Consider the following 17,169-nt stretch of genomic DNA (forward strand, 5'->3'; position numbering starts at 1 on the left):
GGCGCACCGATTCGGTATGCTCAATACCGAATCCCTCACCGAGCGCCTGGCGCTCCAAGTCGAGCCGATGCCACGTCTACTGCTACGTCTGACCCTGTACAGCCTGCTGCTGGTCGCCGTATTGCTGGTAATGGTTTACCAACTGACCTGGCGCCCTCCAGCCCGCGAGTTACTCCCGGCCATCTGCAACCCTGCGGTTCAGGCGCCGAAGCTGGTGCCGGGGCAAGCCCTGAAAGTCATGACCTGGAACATCCAGTACCTGGCGGGCAAGCGCTATGTGTTCTGGTACGACATGGCCGACGGCAGCGGCCCGGACGAGCGACCGACGCATGAAGACCTGGCCTACAACCTGGATGAAGTGGCGCGGGTCATCCGTGATGAACAGCCGGATATCGTACTGCTGCAAGGGGTCGACGATGGTGCCAAAAACTCCGATTACGAAGACCAACTGGCATTGATCAAAGAGCGAGTGGCGGACCTCTACCCATGCAGCACGCAGGCGTTCTACTGGAAATCTGAGTTTGTACCCAACCCGCATATCTGGGGCAGCGTCGGCAGAAAACTGGCGACCCTCAGCCGCTTCCACATCGACAGTGCCGAACGCGTGCAACTGCCGGTGCCGGACGCCAACATCATCAGCCGTCAGTTCCAGCCCAAGAATGCCTTGCTGGTCAGCTACCTGCCCCTGCGTGACGGCGGCAAACTGGCCGTCATCAACACCAGCCTGACCACCGCCAGACACACCGGCGACACCGCACAAAAACAGGTCGCTGCCACTGAAAAGCAGCTGGACAAACTGGAAAGCGGCGGCACTCCCTGGCTGATCGGCGGCGACTTCAACCTGCTGCCGCTGGGCCAATACCAGCGCCTCCCCGAGGAGCAACGCCTCGGCTACGCCGCCGACAGCGAACTGCACGAGCTGTGGGAGAAATACCCGATGATCCCCGACAACACCGAGTCCAGCGGCATAGACCGCAGTAAATGGCTCACGCACTTCCCCAACGATAGCCGCATCAACGGGCCGGACCGGACGGTGGATTACCTGTTTTACAGCCCGAGCCTGAAGCGAGTCAGTGCGAGGGTACGGCGGGACGATACGTTGCTGATATCTGATCACCTGCCGGTGATTGGGCGGTTTTTGTTGCCGGTTTTGCCTTGAGGGGGTCGGCATTGTGATCAGGTAACGTTTTAAATCAAGGAAATAAAATTAAAGAATCTCCGCACCGTCAAGGCTGTTCTGATTGGGGCGGCGGCACTCCGCGCCTCTTCCCCCCTAGACGAGTTCAAAACAACGACGAGGTACGACTCGCGGTCATTCGTCCGAAAACAAAAAGCATCCATTCATGCTGGATTTAATGCCACAAATTGACGACATTACTTTTACCGAAAACACCCTCATATAAACCTAATCATCAGTGCCCACAACAGTATTTTCTGCTGCACAGGATTGACATAAGAATCGAGAGTTGATTAAATCCATGCCCGGAGAGATTCAACGAGCATGGAAGCGCAAAAAATGTCAGACAGTCTTTATTTTCGCTTGAAATTTTTTTGTACTGAGGTTAATTCATCTAACCTCATCACATGCTGCACCCTCTATATCAAGGGCGCTCTTACGCATCGCCCCAAATCCTTCACCCCAGATTCCGATTGTTACTTGCACGCTCTGTGCAATGTAGCTCAATTATCTGCTGGCCTGAACGCCCCGCGACTTCGTCGTTACTTTTCAATGCTTCAGCAAGGCTCCTGCACGTGACGCGCAATCGGTTACTTGGCCGTGACTCTCTCGGGCTGCTGTTAGTATTCTCGTACGTTATATTGTCGTCCACCAAAGATATTGTTTTAGAGCGGCTGCTCAGCATTGCCAACCCAGCGGATTACCTGGCCATCGTTTTTGGTGTCGCGACCGTTATTTACTGGGTGGTCAGCAAGGTTAAAACGGACGCCGCGCCTGTGCGCGTTTCAGCCCGCACCGTTCTGCCTGCGATGATAGCGCTCAACATTGTCACGCTGGGCAACTGGTTCGGGCTTTATTACTCATTAAAGTACTTGTCCGCGCCTGCGGTCTCGGTGCTGTATGCAGGGGTCATTCCCGTAGCCACCTTAATCGTTAATGCTATCGTCAGAAAAGTCATCGCCCCACGGCGGGAAGTTCTATGCGCTGCCGGGCTGTTTTTAACCGCGTTTTATTGGTTTACGGAAAGCCTCTCGGTCGCGACTTATCAACAGACCGTTCTAGGGCTGGTATTTTTGATCGGCTCCGCATTCACCATTGCCTCAACGACCGTGCTCTCGAAAAAACTGTCTGATTCAAATGTGCCTACCGCTATCGTCATGGCGCACAGGTTTTATCTGCTACTGATAGTCGCCGGTGCACTCGCGTCCCCCTTGGCCATCCTGACCCACGTAGTGCTGGATAACATCTGGGTTGTACTGTTCGTGGCCGTGGGGGGAACAGTCGTGAGTCTATGGGCTCTGCAAAAAGGTATCGAGAAAACCGACCCAATGACCACCAACCTGGTTATTTCTGCAGGCCCCGTCATCACGCTGGCCCTGTACCCGGCTCTCTCAGGGGGCGCAAGCCTGTCAACCAGTACTTACATCGCCGCGGCGGCCGTCACCCTGATATCAATGACCAATGCATTCTATAAAACGCGGTCCAGCACGATGATTAAAATATGAGCACTACCTCTTCGCCCGACTCAAACACCCTGAAAAATGCCAGCTGGCTGGTGGTCGACGGTTATTCCAGTGGCGCGCTCTATGCGCCTTTGCTGAGGAAAAAGGGCTACTCCGTTTATCATTTGTCATCCGCTGAACGAGGCGAACAAGCTGATCGTCTATCGAGCACGTTTGTCCCTGAGAACTATGATGGCGTCTTTGAGCATAACGGCGATCTTGATCATACGCTCAATCAATTGGCTGACCTCCAAGGCTTGAGTCACATTGTTGCGGGGTGCGAGACAGGTGTTGCGCTGGCGGACGCTCTCGCCTCCGCATTAGGCCTGCCAGGTAATGATTGTGAACTGAGCGCCGCACGGCGCAATAAGCTGCTTATGGCTAAGGCTCTTTTGGCAAAGGGCATCAGGGCAGCTCAATCCTTTGAAGTGTCGTGTGTCCATGAACTGGAGAACGCAGAACATGTACTGGGGTATCCTCTGGTAGTCAAACCACTCTCGAGCGCCGCCTCCGACGATGTGTATATTTGCCATTCCCCCGATGAAGCAAGGACGGCACTAAGCCGGATTCTTGGAAAAACCAATGCGCTGGGTGTGTTTAATGCCACGGCCTTGGTACAACAGCTTTTGCGCGGCACCCAATACGTGGTGAATACCGCCAGTGTTGCAGGCCAGCACCATATTGTCGAAGTCTGGAAAGACTATAGATTCGATAAAGGTTCAGCTTACATTTATGACCGTGAAGAACTTCAGCCGCGGTCGGCTCATAGCCAAGCAATCATTGACTATTGCAAGGACGCGCTGAACGCTCTTGATATCACCTATGGTCCGGCACATATTGAATTGATGGTTGACCAAGAAGTCCCGACTTTAATTGAACTTGGTACGCGTCCAGCAGGTGGCATCCAGCACGATGTCATGGTTGACGCCCAAGGTTTTTCACACGTCGACGCAACGATTAGCGTACTGACCGGCGACGGCGAGTGGTGGCAGCGTATTCAACAGTCTTGCGCTAAGGCCGTCTACGCTGTGGCGCTGGTGAGTGATTGCGACGGTGATGTTCAAGGGTATAAAAATCTTGATGCAGTAAGCGCATTGGCTTCGTTCAAAAGCTTGACCGGGCTCCCCGCCGTGGGTGCCAGGCTGAGTGTGACACGAGACATTGCATCGCAGCCTGGGTTGCTGATGCTTTCAAACAACGACCCTCGTCAAATAGCCGCCGATTACAAAATTTTCCGAACACTTGAAACACATGGATTGTTTGTGAGTTCCAACATAGGGCAGTGATGACATGTGCGGTATATTTTTATCGGTAACACCTACAAAAAACATAGCGTCAGCGTATACCAACTTCCAAAGCCTGAGGCACCGAGGGCCTGATTTCAGTTCCTTCCAAAGCACGCCCTTTTTGTTAGCACCTGAGTTTTCGATCGCTTACGGCTTTCATCGCCTTGCCATCAACGACCGCACCCACCACGGTAATCAACCGTTTTACTTCACTGATGGATCGTTTGTTATATGCAACGGTGAAATCTACAATCACGAGGCCCTAAAAGAAACGTTCCTGGCAAACACGCCGTTTGTGTCAGGCTCCGATTGCGAAGTGCTCCTTCCTTTGTACAAGAAGCTAGGTGTCGATTTCGTCAATCACCTGGAGGGCGAGTTTGCGCTGGTCATTTTTGATGCGAGTACTTCTCAAGTCATCGCAGCCAGGGATAACGTGGGTATCCGCCCGCTTTACATCTCCACGCATGAATCGATGCTCGGCATTACCATTTCTTCTGAGCTCAAGGGAATTACTCAAGGGGAAGCACGCCACTTCCCACCGGGACAGGTCACCACGTGGTCACTCACGCAGGTAGAGTCGCGTGCGTTTACCAGCATGACCACCCACTTGCTACCCAAAAGTATGCTCAGTATAGAAGACTCTGCCGGAGCGTTGAGAACCGTCGTTGAGCAGTCTGTGATTTCGCGGCTGCATGCTGATGCCCCGATTGGCTGTTTTCTGTCCGGCGGGATTGACTCAAGTGCCGTGGCGGCACTGGCTGCTCAGTATTACGGGAAACCCATCTCGACCTTCACGTTGCGTATTGAGGGACTGCCCAACGAAGATGCGACCTATGCCAGAGAGGTCGCTGCACATATCGGCTCTGTCCACCACGAAATAGTAACTACGCTGGATGAGATTTTCTCTCTCATTGATGAGGTCATCGAAATCTCCGAGACGTTCAATTTTGAGATGCTGCCCAATCTGATACTCGTTTATCTGGTAGCACGTTACGTACGTCAGAATACCGATATCAAAGTATTGCTTGATGGCACGGGCCCGGATGAGATGCTGGGCGGCTATTGGTTCTTCCGCGACGCTCCTACCCTAAGCGATTTTGAGTCTGAAACCGTCAAGCAACTCGCAGAAATGCACAGGACGGAATTGCTCGGAGATCGCGTAGTTTCTCACTTCGGGCTGGAGATGCGTTATCCGTATCTGGACACGCGGGTGACCAGCCTGCTGAATCAGGTACCGCCAGAACAAAAATTTGTGCAAGTTCATGGTTTTGAAAAACGTATCCTCCGACTGGCCATGGAGAATCTGCTGCCGGAACAGGTTGTGTGGCGCAAAAAGCTTGGCATGACACACGGCGCTGGCGAAAACTTTGAAAATATTTTTGACAAGGAAATACGCCGACGCCTGGGTGCTCAAGGTGGACAGGAATCACACGCTCGAATTTTAGGAATCGAAGAGTACTACAAGGACGTCTTCTACAGAAGTTATCCCAAAGGCCAGCGTGTCGAGTGCAATGTGACCGCGCTGCCATGGCGTGAGAATGATCCAATCGCTATCTGGCGGTAAATGATTCGATTTTTGAAATGACTTCACAGAGGCGTTTCAATATTGCTTTGGAACGCCTCGCAATTTATTGATAGCAGGAATGTATTGTGAAAGGACACTTCAATAAGGTCGCGTTGACCTCCGATCAAAAGCGGCGCATCAAAGCGTTGTACGCCAGAAATAATTATAGAGGCATGCTGTCTATTCTTGAAAGCCTGGCCTGGGTCGCAGTGGGTGTTCTTGCCAGTCAAACCCTTGGCTGGCTGGGCTGGATAATTGCAGTTTTGATTATTGGGACTCGTCAGCGTGCGCTGGCCAGTCTGTTGCACGAAGCGGCGCACGGCACCTTGTTCAAGTCGAAACTGCTCAATGTGACGTTGGGAAGGGTACTGTGTGGCTGGACAATACTCCAATCATTCGACAGCTATCGCAAATCCCATGTACTGACTCACCACCCCCATATTGGTAATCCGGAACACGATCCCGACTATCAGTACATGGTCGATTCTGGCGTATACGACACGATGTCCCGGGCCTCGTTCCTGTGGCGCTTTCTGTTGAGCCCGGCACTTGGAAGGCTCACACCTCAGTACATTTATTATCTCGTTCGCGAACGGCTTGGGAAGGCATTGCAGACACCCAAAGAACGTGGGGAAGTACTCGCCATCATTGCCTTTCATCTGGGCCTGTTACTCGCCAGCTACGCAATGGGCATTATCACTGATGTACTGCTGCTATGGTTTTTACCCTTTTTGATCGTCTACCCGCTTGTCGGTTGGTACAGCGAGCTGGCGGAACATTTTCCAATGATGTCTACGGCGTTTTCGAGTCGTAGCTTTTTCTCCCGAAACCGCTATGCGGGGGGGATCGAAAAACTGTTTATCGGCATGCACGGGGATAACTATCATTTGACTCACCACCTCCTGCCAGGCATTCCTCATTGGAATCTGGCAAAGGCGACGGCGATCCTCAGAGAAAATGAAGCCTTCAAGGCATGGGATGATTTCTGGGGGGGCATTTTTACGAGTGAGCCAGGAAAGGTCAGTTTACTAGCCTACCTCATAAATTTTCATCCGTTTTCAAAGCCCAACGCTTCCGTATTCTCGGAAGCGATCAAATGAAAATCTTCAATAACTTTGCGATATGCGCGCTGACCGCTGCCGCGTTAAACGGCTTGATTGGCCCGCTCACCAGACTGACGTTACTGCAAGGTGTGGGGGCGTCGCAAATTGCCTTTACCAAAGCGTTCATAGCCTTTTTCTTACTGCTCGGCTATTGCCTGCTGGCGGGCAAGGCACGCGAACTGTTAAACGTCGGCAAACAGTGGCCAACGTTGGCGGTTTTGGCGTTCCTGGGTATATTCAGCCTGTATTTCTTTGAGACACAAGCCTTTGCAGAGGCGTCCGTCTCGCTAGTTTCTTTTCTGACTTACGCGGCAGGTGGTTTTACCATCCTCCTCTCTGCCATCTTCCTGAACGAACGCTTGACGGTGTTAAAGCTCGTGAGCTTTCTGACCATTATTGCTGGCATTCTTCTTATGTTTAATGCCGGGAGCGAAATGTCAGGCTCCATGAAAGGCGCTACCCTGGCACTCCTCGGCGGGCTGGGTTACGCACTGTTCATATTCTTCGCCAAATACAACAATATCGGCAGTGGCCTTTACCAATTGGTCTGGCTTTTCGGCTTTGGCAGCCTGTACCTGTTCCCGCCAGCGCTCGTCGCCGGTTTCAGCGCACTCTCTTTGTCCGCAACGCTGTCGCTGGTAGCCTTGGTGGTCTTTCCAACTATCGGCGGGTTCTATTTAACGACTCGGGCCATTAAGTTGGGCGAAGCTGGCAGGGTTCAAATTATCGAAACCTCTGACCCGCTATTTGCCACTGTGTTCGCCTTCATTCTGTTCGGGGAAGTTTTAAGCCTGTCGGCGGCGTGGGGGGCATGTTTTGTCATCGTGGGTCTGCTATGCAGTCTTCTGGCGTCACGAACTGCACCGGGTGTCAACCACGTCAACCCCTGATCTTTCGATGCCCCGGGTGACTCAGCAATAGATATCGAAACAGCTGACTTAGGAGCCAAAAGAATGCAGCTATTCAACGAAGGTACGGTTGTGCGCTTAAGAACGGGGGGCAACGAAATGAAGGTCTGCTCGCCCCTGATGCCCGTGAAAAAATCGGGTGATATCGATTTGGTAAGCTGCTGCTACGAACACAGGGCACGTCATGTTTTTGGTTTTTACCGAGCCGATGCGCTCATCGAGTTGCGCCCTACCCACCTTCGCCAGGTTATGTACAACCTTCCTTGAAAACGCTCGGAGCGCTGGACCACGGAATGTTTCCATGCCGAAAAGGTGACCATCGCGCAAACCAGATCAGCACCGAACCCAACGGCGTCAACTCCAGCATTCAGGTTTGAATATTACCCAACATCGCATCTAGGGCCTGCTCAAGCTTCGATAGCTCCACCTCGATACCCTCTCCGTAAACCGCCGTACCGCGACCGCAATCGATAGTCACCGCTATTCCAGCGCCGGTGAGCCGTCCCGGATATTTGCGCAGTTTCAGCTCAACACATGAGCAATCCAGCCAGCGTGCCTGATCCGCTGACCAGCCATTGTCTTCGAAAGCAAACACGCGGATGTCGCGCCTGATGTCGATTATTTCGGGTGGGTAAATCCATTGCGTGGCAAGTGCCTCGTACGGCGTTGCCTGGAGACGATAGTGAGCACTGGGAGACAGGGCGATCACTTCGATGCGTTCTCCGTGCAGAGTGTCGCCGTCATGTTCAGCGTCCACAAATACAGGCTCATAACCTTTTCCGGTGAACGTAAAGAATTTCATTTTCCCATCAGCCTTCAACTGGGCCAGAGCTGCGCTCACCAACGGGAGAGACCTATCGTCAGGCTCAAGCGCTCGGTCATATCCGTCAAACTCGATACCCATAAAATTGGCTTCATCAGCATCATCCGTGTAGCAGCGAGCGACGAGGGACAGAGTGCCTTCCGTGAAGTAATACATATCGTACTCATAGTAATAGTCGTAGAAGCCGTCCTTATCCTGCTCGCTGGCGTCGATATGGTGATACCGCTCCATGCGGATTGAACCCGGGCCTTGGGATGTCCACTGGGGTTCGAGCTCGCGTCTACGGTTGTCATCCAGTGAAAAGATGTTTTTCATCCAGCGCTTGATAAGGGATTTGAAAAAAAATCTGGCAGTGTTCAATGTCTTTCCCTGGCTACCCGGTTGCTCGGAAGCTTTCCATGATCGATTCCTAAGTATTCGTGTGATTGAAAATACCGGAGCCGAGTGCGAATGGCAGCCCTATAGCCCGCAATAAGCTGGCGAGTCGCCGAGCATCTGAATGTCGTCCTTCAGCAACTGAAAGGGTCAAAACAGTTTGAACCGTTTTCAGATGCGCTCGCCTAATGATTAGCCTGTGGATACTCCCACAGGCTACGTGCCAATACCGGCATACCCAAAGGGTGATCAACGTGGCTAAAGACGACAAGAAAAGTAAAGGCGAAGCCTCAAAAGCCAGCAAGGATCTGAAAGACAAGAAAGCATCACCGGCCAAGAAATCTGAAGCGGCCTCGACGCTTTCCAAGTCTTCCGAAAAGAAAGACAAGAAAAAAGACGCCGAGCCAAAGAAAGCTGCCAAAAAAGCTGATAGCAAGCCAGAAAAGGCCAAGAAGTCAGAGAAGGCGGACAAAGCAGAAAAGCCTGCTAAAAAGAAAAAGTGATGTTTGCTGCCTGCCAGGGCGTTGCGCCCTGGTGTTCTGTGGTTCTTTGGATATCCAACATCTGATCAGGTGTTCCAGGCCAGATACATTGCACAGCAAGATTGCGCTGCTGTAGCGCGCAAGTTTCTCGTTGGCCTCAAAATCCAGTGCGTTGGTTTACAGACCTTACGTCCCCCGCGGCTTCACCCGCGCCGTAGCCTCCGCCACCAACGGATCATCCGGCCAGTAATGCTTCGGATACCGCCCCTTCAAATCCTTCTTCACCTCAATGTAGGTAGACCGCCAAAAGTTGGCCAGGTCCTGCGTAACCTGTACCGGACGGCGTGCTGGGGACAGCAAATGCAGCTTCAGCACCTGCCGCCCATTGGCAATGCGCGGGGTATCAGATAACCCAAACAACTCTTGCAGCCGCACCGACAGAATCGGCGGCTGTTCACTGTAGTCGATGCGGATATTCGAGCCGGAAGGCACTTGGATGGTCTGCGGAGCCTGCGCTTCCAGTTGTTGCGGCATTGGCCACGGCAGGAGGTTGCGCAGGATGGATGACAGGTCGAGCTGGCTGAAATGGCTGAGTCGGGTGACTTTGCCGAGGTAGGGCATCAACCAGTTTTCGAGTGTCGCCAGCAGTTGCGCGTCACTCAGGTCGGGCCATTCGCTTGCTGCGCTTGTGTCGATGTCCAGGTTGCGTAGCAGCACGACACGCGCCTGCCACTGGCGCAGTTCGGGCGTCCACGGCAGCAGTTCCAGACCTTTGCGACGCACCAGCGCCAGCAATGCCTGACTGCGGGCTGCGTCATCGAGGCCGGTCAGCGGTTCGCGGTTGATAATAAGCTCGCCCGCCTTGCGCTGCCGTTCTGCGCGGAACACGCCTTCGCGCTCATCCCAGTCAATCTGGTCCACGGTGATGACCTGCTCGGCCAGCACAGAGTCGAACAGCGCTGGATCGAATTCGGCAGCGAGGTAGATGCGTTCCTCGCGCTGCCCCTGACGGCTGCCTAAATCCGCGATCACCAGCCACGGCTGTTTCATCAGTGCGTTGGCCTCGGCAAAAAGTGCCGCACGACCGTTGGCCAAGCGATATTCAGCACCGCCCGGGCGACGTTGCTGTGCCACGCGATCCGGGTAGGCCAGCGCCAGTAGAGCGCCCAACCAGCGAGAGTGATCGGGATCGCTGACCGGGCTTTTTACGGTGCCGCGCAGGTATCCGCGATATTGCCGTGCTAGCTGTTTAGCTCGCTGCACGCCGCCCTGTGCGCCACGGGCAGCACGCTCGGTGCCCGCCAGCAAGGTCAGGCGGCTGTGCAGATCGGCACCACCGCCGCGCAGAATATCGCGCTCGCCCAACAGTGCAGCCACGTCACACGCCAGTTCGCCCAAGCCCAATGCATGACCGCGCAACAGCAGGTGCGCGATGCGCGGATGGGCGGGCAATTCGGCCATTGCCTGACCGTGTGGCGTCAGGGGTGGCGGCTGACCCGGCTGATTGTTCAACGCCTCCAGACGCACCAGCAAATCCTGCGCCTGTGCATAAGCCGCCACTGGCGGGACATCGAGCCAGACCAGTTGCGCAGGTGTGACACCCCAGCGCGCCAGTTGCAGCGCAAGCCCGGCAAGGTCCGCCTGAAGAATTTCTGCCGCGCCGTAGGCGGCCAGTTGATCGTGTTGCGCTTCTGACCACAGCCGGTAACACACACCCGGCTCCAGCCGCCCTGCCCGTCCAGCACGTTGGGTGGCGCTGGCACGAGAGATACGCTGGGTTTCCAGACGCGTCATGCCGCTGCCCGGATCGAAGCGAGGCACCCGCGCCAACCCGGCATCGATCACCACACGCACGCCGTCGATGGTCAGGCTGGTCTCTGCAATATTGGTCGCCAGCACCACCTTGCGCGTGCCCTTGGGGGCAGGCTCGATGGCCGCACGCTGCGCATTGAGATCAAGCTCGCCATGCAAGGGGCAAAGCAGAATGTCGGCGCGCTCGCCCAGCGCTTCTGCCAGTTGCTGGTTGACCCGACGAATCTCGGCCTGCCCCGGCAGAAACACCAGCAGGCTGCCGGACTCGCTGCCCAGCGCATCCAAAACCGTCTGCACGACACGCGGCTCGATGAATTCACCCGGCTGAAAAGGACGCCCCCACTGCATCTTCACCGGAAACATCCGCCCGTCGCTGCGCACTACTGGCGCGTCGTCCAGCAACGCTGCCAGTCGCTCGCCTTCCAGCGTGGCCGACATCAGCAGAATCTTCAGCGGCTGATCGTCACGAAACAGCTCACGACCATTCAGGCTCAGGGCCAGGGCCAGGTCGGCATCCAGGCTGCGTTCGTGAAACTCATCGAAAATCAGCAGCCCCACACCTTCCAGCGCCGGATCGTCCTGCAAACGACGCGTGAGAATGCCCTCGGTGACCACTTCAATACGCGTCTTCGGGCCGACCCTACTTTCCAGACGAATCCGATAGCCCACCGTCTCGCCGACCTTTTCGCCCAGTTCACTGGCCAACCGCTCGGCAGCCGCTCTCGCGGCCAGGCGCCGAGGTTCCAGCATCAGAATGGTCTGCCCGGCCAGCCAGGTTTCCTCAAGCAGCGCGAGCGGCACACGCGTGGTCTTGCCCGCGCCGGGAGGGGCTTCGAGTACGGCTTCATGGCGCGTGGTCAGGGCCTGGCGCAGGGCTGGCAGGACGGCATCGATGGGTAACGAGATCATGGGGGCTCCCGGAGAGATGCGGGGAGTATACCGGGGTGGGGTTGGGGAATCAGGCGGCGTGTTTTAGCTGGATGGCAGTTGGATGGTGCGAAAACAGCTATTGACTACAGGAGAGGTGCGGTTGTAATCCAGAAAACTCCTTGGAGACTATCAATTTTTTGTATTCGGGCCGGCAGAGACCTGTCGTAAGGTACGCCTTGCTTTGATTGAGCTGGCCTGACCAAGCAATCTCCGTAGAGAATCGCAAACTGGCCGATAGCAAGCGTCTGTGAAGGGCGGCTATGGTCGATTTCAGCCCGCGACGGTTTAGCAGTGTGCTTGTCAGCCCTATACACCCGTCCGACCCACGGACCTCTCACGTATGATCCTCAGAGGATGCGCAGTACGGCTCTAGAAGCCGGTCAGCCCGGCCCGAAGGATCCGCCGACTAGCCGCATTGTTCGCAAAGTCGTTGGGTTGGCTAACAGGAGGGACGAAGGGTGAAATGGAAGACCAAAACTTTGGAGCAGATCGCAGTGATGATCTGCGGCGACAACACTGAAAGCTATTTTCAGTACCTCAGCGGCCCCAACCTGACACGCTTCTTCAAAGATGCAGACACCGGTCTCGTCCATGATGGCGGAACTCGTCGATTCTGGGTGGCCAATGCCCTGGAAAAACTTCTAGACTTCCCTTCAGCAAACGCTCAAATGCCGCCGGATCCTATATTGCGTGTAATCCGCCTGCTGATGGACGCGGAGGATGCCCACAATGAGAAGGCGCCCCGCCTGCTGGCTCTCAAGGCACTTAACGGCGCGATGAAGCGTGAAGGGTTTGAAGCCTTCTACGGTGACGATGACCAATGCTATGTCCGACATGTCGGAAGCGGCACGGTAGCGAGCGAATCAGTAAGCCCCCACCGGCCTCTCACGGCGGCAGAAACGGAGAAGAAGAACCGGCTGATCGAGTACCTCGACCAATGCTCCGAAGACGACCTTATCGAGCACGTTCTGCTTCCCCTATTCCGTCAGCTTGGCTTTGCCCGGATCACCTCAGCCGGGCACAAAGACAAGGCTCTGGAATACGGGAAAGACATCTGGATGAAGTTCGTCCTGCCCACCCAACATGTCCTGTACTTCGGAATTCAGGTGAAAAAAGGGAAGCTGGACTCTTCAGGTGTGACCAAGGGCAGCCAAGCCAACGTCGCTGAAATACACAACCAAGTACTCATGATGCTGGGCCATGAAATCTTCGACTCGGAGCTCAGTAGACGAGTCCTCGTCGATCACGCCTTCATCGTTGCCGGGGGTGAAATCACCAAAGCGGCTCGCAACTGGATCGGCAACAAGCTCGATCAATCCAAGCGCAGTCAGATCCTCTTCATGGACAGAGAGGACATCGTCAACCTCTTCGTGGTGTCGCCATTGCCCGCCCCTCAACTGACGAGGGTGTCATACAACCCGCTGTTCGATGACCCGATTCCCTTCTGACGGTATATCTAATCTCCCAGGGACGACATCACGTCGAACCGCGAGCACGTCGAAAACCGAGGGGTGCAGTAAAAGCATCGAGTTGAGTGGCGCGGCTGAGCCTGTTCTGGGAGATTTACCCTTGAACTCGTTCACCACCTAACCCATTGCCGAATCTGAGAGTCAAATGAAAGCGCACGCATTCATCTATGCCAAGTATCCTGTCCTGAAATCCAAACGAACGTTAGCACTGTTTTGGATGCTGATCGCCACGCTCGCGGTTGCAGCCACCTTCTCCGGGCCCCCACCCTTTCTACCTGAAGGCTTCGGCGTCGACGAACGCTACTTCAGCGACAACATGCAGTTGCTCGCAGTGGTTTTTCTAGGGCTCTCTCGTTTGGCTGCCTTGTCAAAGCTACCTCAAAAACAGCTGATCAAACGACTGAAGCGTGAGCACGGCATCAAAGTGAAACCGACCTGGAAAGCAGGCGTCGCGGCTGGGAGATACCTCAACGCCGCGGCCTTGCTGATCCTCACCTACTACCACACGGAAACCCTGGAAGCTCTTGTGTGGCTGGTACAAATGGCGCTCCCTGCTTGAGCCTCTGAGTATCTGAGAAAAGCTTCCTGTTGGGTATGACAGGATGCTAGGAAGGCTCAGACAGACAGGATTAGGCCTGACGGCTCAAGAGCCTTCAGCTGAGCTTCTTGCGATATCCTCTGGCCATTTCTGGGCGAAACCCAAACAGACGCCAGGCTATCGGCGATCTCTCGCGATTTTGGAAGGGTTGAACGGGAGAAATGCCGGTATAAGGCCTCACAGTGGCTACCTGCTATGCTTGAGCGCGCCTAGCCGCAGCGAAGTCCAACCGAGACTTGAGCTCAATGTGTCGAAGAGAGAGCAATGGCGGAATTAACCTGTATTCATGAGGCTGCTTACCCTGAGGCAGTTCACATCGTCTTCATTCACGGATTGGGCGGCCATTTCCAAGAGACGTGGATGTCGAACGCAGACGACCACACCACCCTCTGGCCCCAGTGGTTAGGCGAGGATACAGGCAGCGCTGTTTGGCTACTCAGCTACGACGCCGCGCTCTCTGGCTGGACTGGCGATGCAATGCATCTTGCTGACCAAGGCGTGGCCCTGATGACGACAATAACGCACGAAAAAGCGTTGAAGGGAAAGCGCCTTGTCCTCGTCGGGCACAGCCTCGGAGGCTTGGTAATCAAGGCCGGAATGGCGCACGTTGCTACACAGGACACACCACGTTTAAACCCTGCCTTGAACTCAATTTCAGCGGTCGTTTTTGTCGGCACACCTCACCAAGGGTCAAGCTTGGCGACGGCTGCTGTCGCAGTAGGAGTACTGCGAGCGAATTCTCAACTGCGCAATATGCAGCAAAACGATGGATGGCTGAAAAACCTCAACGGTCAATTTCAGAAGCTTCAGCGTGAACTCGCATTCCATGTCCACGTTTTCTTCGAAACTCACAGCATCTTGATCGGCAAAAAAGTGTTGGGGGTTCGGTTCGGTAAACGAATCGTCATCGTGGATCGCAACAGCAGCGATCCTCAAATTCCGGGAAGTACAGCAACGCCGCTTGAGTTCGATCATATCCAAATTGCCAAACCCGGAAGCCGGAAGGCGACGCTGTACAAAGCGATGGTTGCAGTCATCGAAGATGCCTTGTCCAGCAAGAACGAAAGTCTGTCTCATACCAGCAATCATCAGCTTCAGCCGAAAGACATCGAAGACAGAACGAAACCAGGGCCCGTCGCGCCCGCCTCCCGGGAAGCTACGCCAGAAGCATCTGTCGTTACCGCTGGACAACTGCGTCAGCTCGCGCGGAAATTACTAAACAGCGGGTTGCCCTCCTCCATTTCTTCCGTCTTTCCCGACGCTACAGCGACAGCATCGCAAGCTTTGGCGATGTTGTCGGAAATTGATCGCTTCGTAGTTGAAGTCGGGGATGAAAAAAACAGTTCTCTGGCCCGACATACGTTCCAAACACTCACAAACTTGGATAAGTCAAAGCACTTGGTCATCGCAGCGCCTGGATCAGGTAAAACCCACGCTTTGTGGAAAGCAGCAAATTGGCTGCTTTCGAGCTCAGGGCTAATCCCATTATTTCTTCCCATCGGTGGCCTCACCACGTGGAGCCAGGTTAGGGGCATCATTTCAGATATCTCCCCAGAGCTGTCTCCAGAAAAGATTTTGCGTGACTCCAGGATATGCGTATGTATTGACGGGTGGTCGGAATTTGCTACCGGTGAACACATTCGTGAAAAATCCAAGGCGCTACGGGTGCTGCAAGAGGCAAGTGTCATCGCCAATGCTCGGCATTCGGACGCCAGCGATTCGGCCTTCAAAATTTGGAAACTTGAGTCCCTCCCTCTCAACGCTGTATCCAGTGCAGTCGCACGGGCTCGACCCGGCTCACCCGAAATACCTGAAAGCCTCCTTGATCTGTTGCGCTTGCCTCTGATGCTCTCCCTGTTCCTTCTGTCAGGGAAAAATGAAGGATCCGCAGGCGCGCTGCTGCAGGACTTCCATGCGCGCTTGACGCGCAATATGCCTGAGAAATTCAGCGACGCTCTCAGCCGGGCAGTAGCAACGATCACGGCGTCAGGGGAGAGATCCTACGGTCGACTCATCTCGCAGCTTCGCAGGCATGCTGATGAACTGAATGTGCCTGAACCCATGCGCTTATTCGAATCTCTAGGGTCGATCACCAATCGCGCTGGCCAGGCAGTACCCGTGCATGACCTGTATTGGAGTTGGCTGTGCGGACGCGGGCTTTTACAAGGCGCATGCACCAAAGACGCAATCACGCGATTGTCCACCCGTGAAAGCTACACCCTTGCCCTACAGTCCGGCGAACCCGTCCGCCCTGCCCTCGTTGAGGATACTGTCGAATTCGACTGGCTGCTTGCAGCCAAATTGATTGCAGAAGTAGGGTCACATAAGGTTTTTTCCGAAGCGTTGGAATCGGGTTTGGCTGATCCCCGCTTGGCGGTTCGGGCAAGAGCGGCCCTCGCGAGCTTGATGAGCCAGAACCCTAAATACCTGTCCCATGCACTACAGATTCTCAGTGAGCTCTATGTGCATCGCGCTACAGGGAGAGATTGGATAGATGCTTTCGAGCCTGCGGTTCTTTTTCCACTGAGAGGTGTCATTGCCGAGTGGGCTGGATCCCCAGGCACAAGCTATCTGCTGGAGTCCATCGCAGGGAAAGGAACCTCAGAATGGGTGGACTGGTTAGAGCAGATGGCAACAGTCGGCAAGATCAGCTGGGATGATGCAATCGCTACAGCTTTGGCCTGCGCCCCCGGAGTCCCGATCTGGGGCTCCGACCGCCTATACGACCTGCTCCGGAATTCCCCTTGGAAGCTCAGGCAAGCAGCAGTACGACGATCCAACTTAACCCTTGCAATGACCCTGGCCAGCGACTATAGCCGCGTGATTGAGCAAAGCGGATCAGGCGGGTCAAGTGGCTGGATTGCAGTCAACCGAGTGATATTGGACTGCGGGAATGACCTGGCCTTCGAGCGACTCCTAGCAGACTTTGATGATATGACTGCAAAGGCTCAGGAGCTATTGGGCTTCGCAGTCGTGGATCGAGGGGGTCAGTGGGTAGCAAGATTTCAGAAGGCTGACCTTGCCCCCGAGAAACGTATCCCTTAACCCGGCGTCGGGGTCGAGTATCTAGGGTTGTTGCCTTTGCCAGTTCTGCTCGTATTGCATCGGACTTACGTAATGCAGCGTCGAGTGCAGGCGCT

The 17,169-nt window shown here is 54.8% G+C and carries 13 protein-coding genes; 11 read left to right on the top strand and 2 right to left on the bottom strand.

Features of this window, described 5'->3' with window-relative positions:
- The first annotated feature begins 16 nt into the window (after window positions 1-16).
- The 7 genes from RGM3321_RS21455 (at window position 17) to RGM3321_RS21485 (ending at window position 7,807) form a co-directional block, all read left to right on the top strand.
- Window positions 17-1,159, top strand: a complete 1,143-nt coding sequence (locus tag RGM3321_RS21455; RefSeq protein WP_244394732.1) for an endonuclease/exonuclease/phosphatase family protein — start codon at window positions 17-19, stop codon at window positions 1,157-1,159.
- A 659-nt stretch (window positions 1,160-1,818) separates the two neighbouring features.
- Window positions 1,819-2,682 carry an EamA family transporter gene (locus tag RGM3321_RS21460; RefSeq protein WP_244394733.1) on the top strand — a complete coding sequence of 288 codons (864 nt, stop codon included), beginning with the start codon at window positions 1,819-1,821 and terminating at the stop codon, window positions 2,680-2,682.
- The gene (locus RGM3321_RS21465) at window positions 2,679-3,965 is read left to right on the top strand and encodes an ATP-grasp domain-containing protein (RefSeq protein WP_244394734.1); all 1,287 of its coding nucleotides are present in this window, start codon (window positions 2,679-2,681) and stop codon (window positions 3,963-3,965) included. The genes RGM3321_RS21460 and RGM3321_RS21465 overlap by 4 nt, the downstream gene beginning before the upstream one ends.
- Before the next feature lie 4 nt (window positions 3,966-3,969).
- The gene (asnB, locus tag RGM3321_RS21470) at window positions 3,970-5,529 is read left to right on the top strand and encodes an asparagine synthase (glutamine-hydrolyzing) (RefSeq protein ID WP_244394735.1); all 1,560 of its coding nucleotides are present in this window, start codon (window positions 3,970-3,972) and stop codon (window positions 5,527-5,529) included.
- Window positions 5,530-5,615: 86 nt separating this feature from the next.
- Complete coding sequence (locus tag RGM3321_RS21475) at window positions 5,616-6,629, top strand: fatty acid desaturase family protein (protein ID WP_244394736.1); 1,014 nt, start codon at window positions 5,616-5,618, stop codon at window positions 6,627-6,629.
- Window positions 6,626-7,522 carry a DMT family transporter gene (locus RGM3321_RS21480; protein WP_244394737.1) on the top strand — a complete coding sequence of 299 codons (897 nt, stop codon included), beginning with the start codon at window positions 6,626-6,628 and terminating at the stop codon, window positions 7,520-7,522. The genes RGM3321_RS21475 and RGM3321_RS21480 overlap by 4 nt, the downstream gene beginning before the upstream one ends.
- Before the next feature lie 63 nt (window positions 7,523-7,585).
- The gene (locus tag RGM3321_RS21485; RefSeq protein ID WP_244394738.1) at window positions 7,586-7,807 is read left to right on the top strand and encodes a hypothetical protein; all 222 of its coding nucleotides are present in this window, start codon (window positions 7,586-7,588) and stop codon (window positions 7,805-7,807) included.
- A gap of 100 nt (window positions 7,808-7,907) precedes the next feature.
- On the opposite strand, the gene RGM3321_RS21490 is transcribed toward RGM3321_RS21485, so the two are convergent.
- On the bottom strand, window positions 7,908-8,678 hold the full coding sequence (locus RGM3321_RS21490; protein WP_244394753.1) for a hypothetical protein: 771 nt from the start codon (window positions 8,676-8,678) through the stop codon (window positions 7,908-7,910).
- Between the two features lie 305 nt (window positions 8,679-8,983).
- Here RGM3321_RS21490 and RGM3321_RS21495 point away from each other — a divergent pair, with 305 nt between their 5' ends.
- Entirely contained in the window at window positions 8,984-9,241 is a 258-nt protein-coding gene (locus RGM3321_RS21495) for a hypothetical protein (protein WP_244394739.1), read from the top strand.
- Between the two features lie 165 nt (window positions 9,242-9,406).
- Here the strand turns inward: RGM3321_RS21495 and hrpB are convergent, their stop codons facing one another.
- Entirely contained in the window at window positions 9,407-11,941 is a 2,535-nt protein-coding gene (hrpB, locus tag RGM3321_RS21500; protein ID WP_244394740.1) for an ATP-dependent helicase HrpB, read from the bottom strand.
- A gap of 479 nt (window positions 11,942-12,420) precedes the next feature.
- Here hrpB and RGM3321_RS21505 point away from each other — a divergent pair, with 479 nt between their 5' ends.
- The 3 genes from RGM3321_RS21505 to RGM3321_RS21515 all read left to right on the top strand — a co-directional run bounded on the left by RGM3321_RS21505 (window position 12,421) and on the right by RGM3321_RS21515 (window position 17,074).
- Window positions 12,421-13,410, top strand: a complete 990-nt coding sequence (locus RGM3321_RS21505) for a hypothetical protein (protein ID WP_244394741.1) — start codon at window positions 12,421-12,423, stop codon at window positions 13,408-13,410.
- Between the two features lie 166 nt (window positions 13,411-13,576).
- Window positions 13,577-13,990, top strand: a complete 414-nt coding sequence (locus tag RGM3321_RS21510; RefSeq protein ID WP_244394742.1) for a hypothetical protein — start codon at window positions 13,577-13,579, stop codon at window positions 13,988-13,990.
- 303 nt (window positions 13,991-14,293) lie between these two features.
- Window positions 14,294-17,074 carry an alpha/beta fold hydrolase gene (locus RGM3321_RS21515; RefSeq protein WP_244394743.1) on the top strand — a complete coding sequence of 927 codons (2,781 nt, stop codon included), beginning with the start codon at window positions 14,294-14,296 and terminating at the stop codon, window positions 17,072-17,074.
- The last annotated feature ends 95 nt before the right edge of the window (window positions 17,075-17,169 follow it).

The organism is Pseudomonas sp. RGM 3321 (assembly GCF_022836805.1).
In the GTDB taxonomy this organism is placed as follows: Bacteria; Pseudomonadota; Gammaproteobacteria; order Pseudomonadales; family Pseudomonadaceae; genus Aquipseudomonas.